This is a genomic window from Pseudomonas sp. Leaf58 (assembly GCF_003627215.1).
GTDB lineage: Bacteria > Pseudomonadota > Gammaproteobacteria > Pseudomonadales > Pseudomonadaceae > Aquipseudomonas.
Genome location: NZ_CP032677.1, coordinates 1,010,991 through 1,023,362 on the forward strand (window position 1 = coordinate 1,010,991; position 12,372 = coordinate 1,023,362).

Below are 12,372 nucleotides of genomic sequence, written 5' to 3' on the forward strand. Positions count from 1 at the left end.
CTCTATCCCTTACTCGATGACTTTGGGAACCAGGTACAGACCGCTTTCGGTCGATGGTGCAATCGCCTGGTAGGTGTCGCGCTGGTTGCTTTCGGTAACCTGGTCGGGACGCAGGCGTTGGCTGGCCTCCAGGGGGTGGGCCAAGGGCTCGATGCCGGTGGTATCGACCGCTTGCATCTGGTCGACCAGCCCGAGAATGCTGTTCAGGGCGTCGGTAATGCGTGGCAGTTCGCCATCATTCAGCCCCAGGCGGGCCAAATGGGCGATCTTTTCCACGTCGCAGCGTTCAAGCGCCATGGGGATCTCCAAGGGAAACAAAGAACGGAATTTGGGTCCGCGGTGAGGAACATGTCAGCTTTCTGGCGGTCTAACGGCCGCGATCATCTGCTGGCGTGCTCGGAAAAACAGCCAATTTAACATATTGGCTCCTTGCCCAAAATCCCTGCCATTGTTAGAGTTTGCCGCACTTTTTTACCCACGCTTTCCCAGGGTCACTTTCCCATGTTCAAGAAACTGCGTGGCATGTTTTCCAGCGATCTGTCCATCGACCTGGGTACTGCCAACACCCTTATTTACGTGCGTGAGCGCGGTATCGTCCTGAATGAGCCCTCGGTTGTTGCCATCCGTACCCATGGCAATCAGAAAAGCGTCGTCGCCGTCGGTACCGAAGCCAAGCGCATGCTGGGCCGTACGCCTGGCAACATTGCTGCCATTCGTCCGATGAAGGACGGCGTCATCGCCGACTTCAGCGTCTGCGAAAAAATGTTGCAATATTTTATCAACAAAGTTCACGAGAACAGCTTCCTGCAGCCTAGCCCGCGTGTGCTGATCTGCGTACCGTGCAAGTCGACCCAGGTCGAGCGCCGCGCCATTCGCGAATCGGCCCTGGGTGCTGGTGCCCGTGAAGTGTTCCTGATCGAAGAGCCGATGGCCGCCGCTATCGGTGCCGGCTTGCCGGTCGAAGAGGCCCGCGGTTCGATGGTCGTCGATATCGGTGGTGGTACCACTGAAATCGCGCTGATCTCCCTGAACGGCGTGGTCTATGCCGAATCCGTCCGTGTTGGCGGCGACCGCTTCGACGAAGCCATCGTCACCTACGTGCGGCGCAACTACGGCAGCCTGATCGGCGAATCCACCGCCGAGCGCATCAAGCAGGAAATCGGTACCGCCTACCCGGGCGGCGAAGTTCGCGAAGTCGACGTGCGTGGCCGTAACCTGGCCGAGGGCGTACCGCGTGCTTTCACCCTGAACTCCAACGAAGTGCTCGAAGCGCTGCAGGAGTCCCTGGCGACCATCGTCCAGGCGGTCAAGAGCGCCTTGGAGCAATCGCCGCCCGAGCTGGCTTCGGACATCGCCGAGCGTGGCCTGGTGCTGACCGGCGGTGGCGCGTTGCTGCGTGACCTGGACAAGCTGTTGGCCCAGGAAACCGGCCTGCCGGTGATCGTCGCCGAGGACCCGCTGACCTGTGTTGCCCGTGGCGGCGGTCGCGCCCTGGAAATGATGGACAAGCACGCGATGGACCTGCTCTCCAGCGAGTGATCCCGCTCGCTGTTCACGAGCGCCCGGTTTACAGGTAGTACGCACAGTGCTACCTGTATGTGCTGGGCTGGCGCCCGTTTAGGGCGCCGTTTCCGTCAATCCGCAACCAGGCTGGTGCGTTGTCCCATGTCCAATGACCTCCTGAGTCGTCCACGAGGAACGGCCCATTAAACCGCTTTTCTCCAAGGGCCCTTCGCTGGGCGTTCGCCTGCTCGTTCTGGTGGTGATGTCGGTCGCCTTGATGGTGGTCGACGCGCGTTTCGACGTGCTCAAACCCGTGCGCAGCCAGATGGGCATGGTGCTGATGGAGTCGTACTGGATCACCGATCTGCCGCAGCGTGCCTGGCAAGGTGTGGCCGGCCAGTTCGGCAGCCGTACCGAACTGATCGCCGAAAACGAAAAGCTCAAGACCGAAGCCCTGCTGCTGCAGGGGCGCCTGCAAAAGCTGGCCGCCCTGACCGAGCAGAACGTGCGTCTGCGCGAATTGCTGAACTCCTCGGCGCTGGTCAACGAAAAGGTCGAAGTGGCGGAGCTGATTGGGGTCGACCCCAACCCGTTCACCCATCGCATCCTGATCAACAAGGGCGAGCGTGATGGCGTGTTCCTCGGCCAGCCAGTGCTCGATGCCCGCGGCCTGATGGGCCAGGTGGTCGAGCTGATGCCCTACACCTCGCGGGTGCTGCTGCTGACCGATACCACCCACAGCATCCCGGTGCAGGTCAACCGCAACGGCCTGCGCGCCATTGCCAGCGGTACCGGTAACCCGGAGCGCCTGGAACTGCGCCATGTGGCCGATACTGCCGACATCAAGGAAGGCGATCTGTTGGTCAGTTCTGGCATGGGCCAACGTTTCCCGGCCGGCTACCCGGTGGCCACGGTCAACGAAGTGATCCACGATTCCGGCCAGCCATTCGCCATCGTTCGCGCCATCCCCACTGCCGCGCTCAACCGCAGCCGCTACATGCTGCTGGTGTTCAGCGACCGGCGTAGCCCGGAGCAGCGCGCCACCGATGCCGCCATCGCCCAGGAAGAAGCTGACCGCAAGGGCGCTGCGGCGCCTGCCCAGCCGGCCGCTAGTGGCGAGCAGGCTGCCCCCACTGCAAGCGCACCTGCCACGCCGGTAACACCCGCGGCACCGCAGCCTGCTGCCGCGGCGGCCGCGCCCGTGCCCGCCACGCCGGCCGCGGCGCCTGCCGCAACCGCTCACCCCCGGAGGCAATGATGGCTGTATCACGCCGCAACAACGGCTGGGTCATCTGGCTGACATTCGCCATTGGCCTGCTGTTCAGCGTCTCGCCCCTGCCGCAATTCATGGAAGTGTTCCGGCCCATGTGGCTGGCCTTGCTGGTGTCGTTCTGGACCCTCGCGGTACCGAACAAGGTGGGCATGACCACCGCCTTCTTGCTGGGCCTGGCCGAGGACGTGCTGTATGGCACCCTGCTGGGGCAGAACGCCTTGGTCCTCACCCTGATCACCTTCCTGGTGTTGTCCTTGCAGCAGCGCCTGCGCATGTTCCCCATGTGGCAGCAGAGCCTGGTGATCCTGGTGATCTTCGGCATCGCCCAACTGATCCAGTTGTGGCTCAGCGCGCTCACCGGCAACCGCCTGCCCACTTTGGCGCTGGTCTGGTCGGCGGTGATCAGTGCCTTGCTCTGGCCGTGGATCAGCTTCGCCCTGCGCGACCTGCGCCGACGCCTACATATCAACTGACGGCAACGCCGCGACTGACAGGGAGATGTCTGCATGCCCCCGCTTTACCTGGCCTCTGGCTCGCCCCGTCGTCGTGAACTGCTGACCCAGATCGGCGTACCCTTCAACGTCGTCAGCGCCCCCATCGATGAAACCCCGCTGCCCAGCGAAAGCGCCTCGGCCTACGTCGAACGCCTGGCCCGGGCCAAGGCCGCCGCCGGCCTGGCCAGCCTGAAGGACCCAGTGCAGGGTCTTCGCGGGCATGCCCGCTCCCACAGGTCCGATGCTGTTCCTGAGGGCGGCGCCGCCCCTGTGGGGGCGGGCATGCCCGCGAAGGGCAGCACCGCGGCACTGGAAGAAGCTGTGGTGCTGGGCGCAGACACCGCCGTGGTGCTCGACGGGCGTATTCTCGGCAAGCCGGAAAACCGCGAAGATGCCCTGGCCATGCTGGCCGAGCTGTCGGGCCGCGAGCATCAGGTGCTGACTGCGGTCGCCCTCAGTGATGGCCAGCGTGTGCACAGCCTGTGCGTTACCAGCAAGGTGCGCTTCCGGGTAATCAGTGCGGATGAGGCGCAGCGCTACTGGGCCAGCGGTGAACCTGCAGACAAGGCCGGGGGCTATGCCATCCAGGGCCTGGGCGCAGTGTTCGTCACCGAGCTTTCCGGCAGCTACTCGGCGGTAGTCGGCTTGCCCCTCAGTGAAACGGCAGAACTGCTCGGCCAATTCGGTATCGCCTGCTGGCAATCGCCTGTGCATACGCCAGAGGTAACAAACCCGCGGTAGCCAGCACTGCAGACCCGATCCATCATTACAAAAAATCTTTGACGAGAGCCTGCCATGAGTGAAGAGATCCTGATCAACATCACCCCAATGGAGTCACGCGTGGCGGTGGTGGAAAACGGGGTACTGCAGGAAGTGCACGTCGAGCGCACCCAGCGCCGCGGCATCGTCGGCAATATCTACAAGGGCAAGGTGGTGCGCGTGCTGCCGGGCATGCAGGCGGCCTTCATCGACATTGGCCTGGAGCGCGCCGCGTTCATCCATGCCTCGGAAATATCCCAGCGCGAAGGCTCGGCGGTCGAGAACATCACGGCCCTGGTGCACGAAGGCCAGGCCCTGGTGGTGCAAGTGACCAAGGACCCGATCGGCACCAAGGGCGCGCGCCTGACCACCCAGCTTTCCATCCCGTCCCGCTACCTGGTGTACATGCCACGCAGCAGCCATGTGGGTATCTCCCTGAAAATCGAGGACGAAGCCGAGCGTGATCGCCTCAAGCAGGTGGTTAGCAACTGCATGGAAAGCGAGAACATCAAGGACGCCGGCGGCTTCATCCTGCGCACCGCCGCCGAAGGCGCACGCGCGGAAGAGATCCTGCAGGACATCCGCTACCTGCGCCGCCTGTGGGAGCAGATCGGTACCCAGATCAACACGTGTGGTGCGCCCACGGTCATCTACGAGGACCTGGGCCTGGCCTTGCGTACCCTGCGCGATCTGGTCAACCCGAAGATCGAAAAAATTCGCATCGACTCGCGCGAAACCTTCCAGAAGACCACGCAGTTTGTTGGCGAGCTGATGCCGGAAATCGCCGACCGCCTTGAGCATTACCCAGGTGAACGGCCGATTTTCGACCTGTACGGGGTCGAGGACGAAATCCAGCGCGCCCTGGAGCGCAAGGTGCCGCTCAAGTCCGGCGGTTACCTGGTGGTTGACCCGGCTGAAGCGATGACCACTATCGATGTGAACACCGGTGCGTTCGTCGGCCACCGCAACCTTGAAGAGACTATCTTCAAGACCAACCTCGAGGCCGCCACTGCTATCGCCCGGCAGCTGCGCCTGCGCAACATCGGCGGCATCATCATCATCGACTTCATCGACATGGAAGATGAAGAACACCAGCGCCAGGTGCTGCGAACCCTGGAAAAGCAGCTGGAACGCGATCACGCCAAGACCAACATCATCGGCATTACCGAACTGGGCCTGGTGCAGATGACCCGCAAGCGCACGCGGGAAAGCCTGGAGCAGGTGCTGTGCGAGCCGTGCCTGGCGTGCCAGGGGCGCGGCAAGCTGAAAACCCCTGAGACGATATGCTACGAAATCTTCCGCGAGATCCTGCGCGAGGCGCGAGCCTATCAGGCTGAGGGCTATCGCGTGCTTGCCAACCAGAAGGTGGTCGACCGGCTGCTGGATGAGGAGTCTGGCAATGTGGCCGAGCTGGAAGCCTTCATTGGCCGAACCATTCGCTTCCAGGTCGAGTCGATGTATTCGCAGGAACAGTACGATGTGGTGTTGCTCTGAGGCTTTTTGAAACGCGGTGCGGGTGGGCCGAGCTGGCAAAAGCGGCATCACCGGCCATCATGGATAAACGACTTGGAGGGCCACGGCTATGGGACGTCTGACTCGCGTTCTTGTTGCCTTGACCCGCTGGGGGCTGGGCATTTGCGCTCTGCTGGCGGTACTGGTGGCGCTGTATGTGAGCTTGGGCCGCGAATTGGTGCCGTTGGTGGCCGAGTATCGCGCCGATGTGCAAAGCAAGGCTGAACAAGCGCTGGGCCTGCCGGTGCACGTCGGTGCGCTGGAAGGCCGCTGGAGCGGCCTGGCGCCGGTGCTGCAGGTGCGCGACCTGCAATTGGGCGAGGGGGCAACGGCGCTGCGCCTGGACGACGTCAAGGTGGTACCCGACGTCTGGGCCAGCCTTACTGCCCGTGAAGTACGCCTGGCACGCATTCAACTGGGCGGCCTGCAACTGATCCTGCGAGAGAACGAGCAGGGCGCCTGGCAGCTCGAAGGCCTACCGAAGAAGGACGACACGCCGCTCGACCCTGCTGCGCTGCTACAGCGCCTACGCCAGCTGGGCCGCATCGATGTGTTCGACAGCCAAGTTACCCTGCACCCCTGGCAGCGCGACCCGCTGACGCTGACTTATGTGAGCGCCGGCTTGCAGGCCGGGGCTTCGCGGCAGGCCTTGGATCTGCGCGCGACCCTGCCCGATGGCCAGCCCCTGGCGCTGAGCCTGCGCAGCCGTGCGTCGGCTGATGCCTGGCGCGACGGTGAGGTCGAAGCCTACCTGAGCCTGCCCCAGAGTGACTGGGCGCGCTGGCTACCGCCACGCCTGCTGGGCCAGTGGCAAGCTAATGCATTGCGTGCAGGCGGCGAGTTTTGGGTCGACTGGGGCAAGGGGCAGTTGCAGCAGGCGGTGGTACGCCTCAATGCACCTGAGCTGCAAGGCGCCTATGCCGGGCGCAAGGCTGTCAAATTGAACAACCTGGCCCTAGCAGCCTGGTTCCAGCGCCGCGATCAAGGCTTCGATGTGGTGCTCGACTCCCTGGCCATGGACATCGGCAAAACTCGTTGGGAGTCGCACCTGCAGTTGCAGCAGCGTCCTGGCGAAAACGCTGCCGATGAACGCTGGCAGGTGCAGGCCGATCGCCTCGACCTCACGCCCTTGACCCCGTTGATCCATGCCTTGGCGCCGCTGCCGGACCAGGTCATGGCCGTGATCGATGGCCTGCAAGTGACCGGTGCGCTGCGCAATGTGCGGTTGCAGGCCCGGCCCAAGGCCGAAGGCGACCAGCGTCTGCAGTTCGAAGCCAACCTGGAGAAGGTCGGTTTTGATGCGTATCACAATGCCCCAGCTGCCGGTAATGTCAGCGGCAGCATCAGCGGTGACCTGGGCCACGGTGAACTGCGCCTGGATACCGACGCCTTCATGCTGCACTTGTACCCAATCTTCGCCAAACCCTGGCATTACCAAAAGGCCAATGCGCGCCTGACCTGGGCCTTGGACAAGGAAGGCTTTACCCTGGTTGCGCCCTACCTGAAGGTGCTGGGCGAGGAGGGCAAGATCGCCGGTGACTTCCTCATTCGGTTGTTGTTCGACGAAGGCCGTGAAGACTACATGGACTTGCGCGTTGGCCTGACCGAGGGCGATGGCCGCTACACGGCCAAGTACTTGCCAGAGGTGCTCAGCCCGGCCCTCGACGAATGGCTGCGCAGCGCCATCGTCAAAGGCACGGTGGACGAAGGCTACTTCCAGTACCAAGGCTCGCTGAACCATGGCGTTGCACCGGAAGCCCGCAGCATCAGCTTGTTCTTCAAGGTGCGTGATGCGGCCCTGGATTTCCAGCCGGGCTGGCCGCAGGTGCAACACGTGGATGGCGATGTGTTGATCGAGGACAGCGGTGTGCGCATCAAGGCCCAGCGTGGCGTACTGCTCGACACCAAAGTCAGCGATGTGAATGTCAATATCCCGCATGTCGACGAGGGCCAGCACAGCCACCTGTACCTCGATGGCGACTTTGACGGCGGCCTGGGCGATGGCTTGAAAATCCTCAGGGAAGCCCCTATCGGCACGGGCGAGATCTTCGCCGGCTGGGAAGGCGAGGGGCCGCTCAAGGGTAAACTCAAACTCGACATCCCGCTGGCCCACGGGCAGCGGCCGAAAGTGCTGGTGGACTTCGCCACCCATGATGCGCGCTTGAAGGTCGCGCCGCCGAGCCTGGAGTTGAGCCGCCTGAAGGGCGACTTCAGTTTCGATTTCGACAAGGGCCTGAGCGGCAAGGGCATCAGCCTGCAGGCCTTCGGCAAGCCGGTGACAGCGCAGATCACCGCCGAAGGCCAGCCAGGGCAGATGCAGACCCGCATCAACGCCAATGGCCAAGTGCCGCTCAAAGCGCTGACCGACTGGCTGCAGTTCAACCAGGCCCTGCCGGCTTCCGGCGACTTGCCGTACCAATTGCAGGTCAGCCTTGGTAGCCGGGATAACCGCCTGAGCGTCGCCTCCAACCTCAAGGGCCTGGCCATCGACCTGCCGGCTCCGTTCGGCAAAACAGCAGCAGAAACCCGCGACAGCCGTTTTAGCATGAACCTGCAGGGCGCGGAGCGGCGCTTTGATGCTGCGTACAGCGACTTTGCCCGCTTTGCCTACGCTGCGCCGGCCGAAAAGCTGAACCAGGGCCGTGGCGAGTTGCTGCTGGGCGCAGGTGACGCCCAGGTGCCTGGCGCCCAAGGCCTGCGGGTGCGCGGGCGCCTCGAGGCGCTGGACCTGGCGCCCTGGCAAGAGCAGGCGGCACGGTTGGCTGGCGACGACCCGGGCGGCAGTGCTCGGCAGAACCTGCAAAGCGTCGACCTGAGCATCGGCCAGTTGAAAGCGTTTGGCATGGACCTGAACCAGGCTGTGGTGCGCTTGGCCCGCGGCGGCGCGGCCTGGGATTTGCGCCTCGATAGCAAGGAAGTCATCGGCAATGCCCGGCTGCCGGATACCAAAACCGCGCCCATGGTCGTGCGCCTGCAAACCCTGCGCCTGCCCGCTGCCAGCGCTGCAGAAAAGCAGGCTGAAGAGGGCCCGGACCCGCTGGCCTCGTTCGATCCGCGCAAGGTACCGGCGCTGGACCTGAGCATCGACAAACTGTACCGCGGCGATGACCTGTTCGGCAGCGCGTCACTCAAGCTGCGGCCGACTGCGCAGGGCGTTACCGCCAGTGATATCGACCTTGACTTCAAAGGCCTGCGTATCGATGGCGGTGGCGGCTGGGAAGGCCAGCCGGGCAGCGCCAGCAGTTGGTACAAAGGGCGCCTGGACGGCAAGAATCTGGCGGATGTGCTCAAGGCCTGGGGCTTTGCCCCGACCGTGACCAGCCGTGACTTCCGCCTGGATGTCGATGGTCGCTGGCCTGGCTCGCCGGCTGCGGTGAGCCTGGAGCGGTTTTCCGGCAGCATGGACGCGGCGCTGCGCACCGGCCAGTTCGTCGAGGTCGAAGGCAGCGCTCAGGCGCTGCGGGTGTTTGGCCTGCTCAACTTCAACTCTATCGGTCGGCGCCTGCGCCTGGACTTCTCCGACCTGTTCGACAAAGGCCTGGCCTATGACCGGGTCAAAGGCTTGCTGGTTGCCAGCAGCGGCGTCTATGTGACCCGCGAGCCGATCAGCGTGACCGGCCCGTCGAGCAACTTCGAGCTCGATGGCACCCTGGACATGGTGCGTGACCGGGTCGATGCCAATTTGCAGGTGACCTTGCCGGTAACCAACAACCTGCCGCTGGCGGCGCTGATCGTTGGCGCGCCGGCCGTGGGTGGGGCGCTGTTCCTGGTTGACCGGTTGATCGGTGACCGCGTGTCGCGCTTTGCCAGTGTGAACTACCGTGTCGAAGGACCATGGAAAGAGCCTAGAATCACATTTGTGAAACCTTTCGAGAAATCCCGCTAGGAGTGCCCATGAAGGCAGCGGTAATCCAGATGGTCAGCCAGGACGATGTGTTGGCCAACCTGCAGCGTGCCGGTGCTCTGCTGGAGCAGGCCGCGTTCGGCGGCGCACGCCTGGCCGTGCTGCCAGAAAACTTCGCTGCCATGGGCCGCAAGGACGCCGCTGCCATCGGCCGCGCCGAAGCATTGGGCGCTGGGCCGATCCTGCCATGGTTGAAACGGACCGCCCGCGACCTCAAGTTATGGATTGTCGCCGGTACCTTGCCCTTGCCACCGATTGGCCAGCCCGAGGCCAAGGCCCATGCGTGCTCGCTGCTGATCGACGAGCACGGCGAGGTGGCGGCACGCTATGACAAGCTGCATCTGTTCGATGTGGACGTTGCCGACAACCGTGGCCGTTACCGCGAGTCTGACGACTACGCCCATGGTGCCCAGGTGGTGGTGGCCGATACACCGCTGGGGCGGCTCGGGCTGAGCGTGTGCTACGACCTGCGCTTCCCCGAACTGTACAGCGCACTGCGTGCTGCCGGTGCGGAACTGATCACCGCGCCCGCTGCCTTTACTGCGGTAACGGGGGCGGCGCACTGGGAGGTGCTGGTGCGTGCCCGTGCTATCGAAACCCAGTGCTATCTGTTGGCTGCGGCGCAGGGCGGTACCCACCCCGGCCCACGGGAAACCCATGGCCATGCGGCGATCGTCGACCCTTGGGGGCGTATCGTCGCGCAACAAGCGCAAGGCGAAGCGGTACTGCTCGCCGAGCGCGACATTGACGAACAGGCGTCCATCCGGGCGCGCATGCCGGTGGTATCGCACCGGCGCTTTTTCTCGCAGGGCGCGTTGCGGCCTGCGCACACCTCGGAGTGACTATGAGCCAGATGTTATCCACCGTCAGCGAGCAGCTCCTGGCCCCAGGCGGCTTGACCCTGGACAGCCTGCAGAGCGTGCTGGGTGAGTTGGCCGGCCCCGGCATCGACGCCGCCGACCTGTATTTCCAGGGCCAGATTTCGGAAACCTGGGCGCTGGAAGACGGCATCGTCAAAGAGGGCAGCTTCAACCTCGACCAAGGCGTGGGCGTGCGCGCCCAGTCCGGTGAAAAGACCGGTTTTGCCTACAGCAACGCAATCAACCTCGAAGCGCTGACTTCCGCCGCCCGCGCCGCCCGTTCAATTTCCCGCGCCGGGCAAAACGGCACCGTGCAGGCTTTCCGTAGCCAGGAGGTGGCTGCGCTGTATGCCCAGGATAACCCGCTGGCGGTGCTGACCCGCGCCGAGAAGGTCGAGCTGCTCAAGCGCGTCGACGTCGCTACGCGCGCCCTGGACCCGCGTATCCAGCAGGTCAGCGTGAGCATGGCCGGGGTCTGGGAGCGCATTCTGATCGCTGCGGCCGATGGCAGCCTCGCTGCCGATGTGCGCCCGCTGGTGCGCTTCAATGTCAGTGTCATCGTCGAGCAAAACGGCCGTCGCGAACGCGGCGGGCACGGCGGTGGCGGGCGTACCGACTACCGGTTCTTCACCGAGGAAAAGGTCATGGGTTATGCCCGGGAAGCCTTGCGCCAAGCGCTGGTTAACTTGGAGGCGATCCCGGCGCCTGCCGGCACCTTGCCGGTTGTGCTCGGTTCGGGCTGGTCGGGCGTACTGCTGCACGAAGCTGTCGGCCACGGCTTGGAAGGCGATTTCAACCGCAAAGGCAGTTCGGCGTTCAGTGGCCGGATTGGCCAGCAGGTAGCATCGAAGCTGTGCACCATCGTCGACGACGGTACGCTGGAAGGCCGCCGTGGCTCACTGAGCGTCGATGACGAAGGCACCCCAACCGAGTGCACCACGCTGATCGAGAACGGTGTACTCAAGGGCTACATGCAGGACAAGCTGAACGCGCGGCTGATGGGCATGGCGGTGACCGGCAACGGCCGGCGTGAATCCTACGCGCACCTGCCGATGCCGCGCATGACCAACACCTACATGCGTGCCGGCGAAAGCGACCCGCAGGAAATCATCGCGTCAGTGAAGAAGGGTATTTACTGCGCCAACCTGGGCGGTGGCCAGGTGGACATCACCAGTGGCAAGTTCGTGTTCTCGACCAGTGAGGCCTACCTGATCGAAGACGGCAAGATTACCGCACCAGTCAAGGGCGCGACCCTGATCGGCAATGGGCCGGAGGCAATGAGCCGGGTATCGATGGTCGGTAACGACCTGGCGCTGGACAGCGGGGTAGGGACGTGCGGCAAGGACGGGCAGTCGGTGCCAGTCGGGGTGGGCCAGCCTACCTTGAAGCTGGATGCAATTACCGTAGGCGGTACTGGGGCGTGATGGCTTCGGGGGCCGATGTGAGAGCGGGCAAGCCCGCTCCCACAGGGCCTCACGACAAGGCTCAGCGCAACCCGCGCTGCAACTCGTCGAGGTCGCGGATGTACTTGAACACCTTGCGCGCAGCTGCAGGCGGCTTGTTCCGCGCCTTCTCGTGCTGGGCATGGCGTATCAGCGAGCGCATCTGCTGGCGATCGGTTTCCGGGTATTCGTTAACGAAGCGCTCGAGGTCTTCGTCGTTACCATCGATCAACCGGTCACGCCAGCGCTCTAGGCCGTGGAAACGCTCGTTGTACTGGCGGGTCGAGCTGTCCATCTGCTCGAGCAAGGCGTGGATGGCATCCAGGTCCTGCACGCGCATCAGCTTGCCGACAAACGACATGTGGCGTTTGCGGGCACCATGAGCGGTGTGCTTGCTGGCCTCGGCCAGGGCCTTGCGCAGCTCGTCGGTCAACGGCAGGCGTGCCAGGGTATCGGCCTTGAGCGTGGTAAGGCGCTCGCCGAGTTCGACCAGCGCATGCAGTTCGCGCTTGATCTGGGTTTTGCTTTTTTCGCCGTCGAAGGCGTCGTCGTTTGAATCAACCATGGTGGCAGTCCGCTAGAAATCGCCGCCATGATAACCAGTCGGGGGCCGCTTGTCCGGCCC

General features: G+C 63.9%; 10 protein-coding genes. 8 read left to right on the forward strand and 2 right to left on the reverse strand.

Going from position 1 to position 12,372, the window contains the following annotated elements:
- Positions 1-9: 9 nt before the first annotated feature.
- Positions 10-297, reverse strand: a complete 288-nt coding sequence (gatC, locus tag DV532_RS04730) for an Asp-tRNA(Asn)/Glu-tRNA(Gln) amidotransferase subunit GatC (RefSeq protein ID WP_056795914.1) — start codon at positions 295-297, stop codon at positions 10-12.
- Between the two features lie 204 nt (positions 298-501).
- On the opposite strand from gatC, the gene mreB reads away from it, so the two are divergent.
- From mreB to tldD, 8 genes are all read left to right on the forward strand, one after another.
- The gene (gene mreB, locus DV532_RS04735; protein ID WP_003255163.1) at positions 502-1,539 is read left to right on the forward strand and encodes a rod shape-determining protein MreB; all 1,038 of its coding nucleotides are present in this window, start codon (positions 502-504) and stop codon (positions 1,537-1,539) included.
- A gap of 226 nt (positions 1,540-1,765) precedes the next feature.
- The gene (gene mreC / locus DV532_RS04740; RefSeq protein ID WP_056795917.1) at positions 1,766-2,761 is read left to right on the forward strand and encodes a rod shape-determining protein MreC; all 996 of its coding nucleotides are present in this window, start codon (positions 1,766-1,768) and stop codon (positions 2,759-2,761) included.
- Positions 2,761-3,249, forward strand: coding sequence for a rod shape-determining protein MreD (mreD, locus tag DV532_RS04745; RefSeq protein WP_056795920.1), 489 nt, complete (start codon positions 2,761-2,763; stop codon positions 3,247-3,249). The genes mreC and mreD overlap by 1 nt, the downstream gene beginning before the upstream one ends.
- A gap of 33 nt (positions 3,250-3,282) precedes the next feature.
- Positions 3,283-4,011: a nucleoside triphosphate pyrophosphatase gene (locus DV532_RS04750; RefSeq protein WP_056795923.1), complete on the forward strand. Its 729-nt coding sequence runs from the start codon at positions 3,283-3,285 to the stop codon at positions 4,009-4,011.
- 54 nt (positions 4,012-4,065) lie between these two features.
- Positions 4,066-5,523, forward strand: a complete 1,458-nt coding sequence (gene rng, locus DV532_RS04755; RefSeq protein WP_056795925.1) for a ribonuclease G — start codon at positions 4,066-4,068, stop codon at positions 5,521-5,523.
- Positions 5,524-5,611: 88 nt separating this feature from the next.
- Positions 5,612-9,427 carry a YhdP family protein gene (locus DV532_RS04760; RefSeq protein WP_056795927.1) on the forward strand — a complete coding sequence of 1,272 codons (3,816 nt, stop codon included), beginning with the start codon at positions 5,612-5,614 and terminating at the stop codon, positions 9,425-9,427.
- A gap of 8 nt (positions 9,428-9,435) precedes the next feature.
- The gene (locus tag DV532_RS04765; protein ID WP_056795930.1) at positions 9,436-10,287 is read left to right on the forward strand and encodes a carbon-nitrogen hydrolase family protein; all 852 of its coding nucleotides are present in this window, start codon (positions 9,436-9,438) and stop codon (positions 10,285-10,287) included.
- A 2-nt stretch (positions 10,288-10,289) separates the two neighbouring features.
- Positions 10,290-11,729 (forward strand): metalloprotease TldD, encoded by a 1,440-nt coding sequence (tldD, locus tag DV532_RS04770; protein WP_056795933.1) that lies wholly within the window; start codon positions 10,290-10,292, stop codon positions 11,727-11,729.
- A gap of 61 nt (positions 11,730-11,790) precedes the next feature.
- On the opposite strand, the gene yjgA is transcribed toward tldD, so the two are convergent.
- On the reverse strand, positions 11,791-12,312 hold the full coding sequence (gene yjgA, locus DV532_RS04775) for a ribosome biogenesis factor YjgA (protein ID WP_056795935.1): 522 nt from the start codon (positions 12,310-12,312) through the stop codon (positions 11,791-11,793).
- Positions 12,313-12,372: the final 60 nt, after the last annotated feature.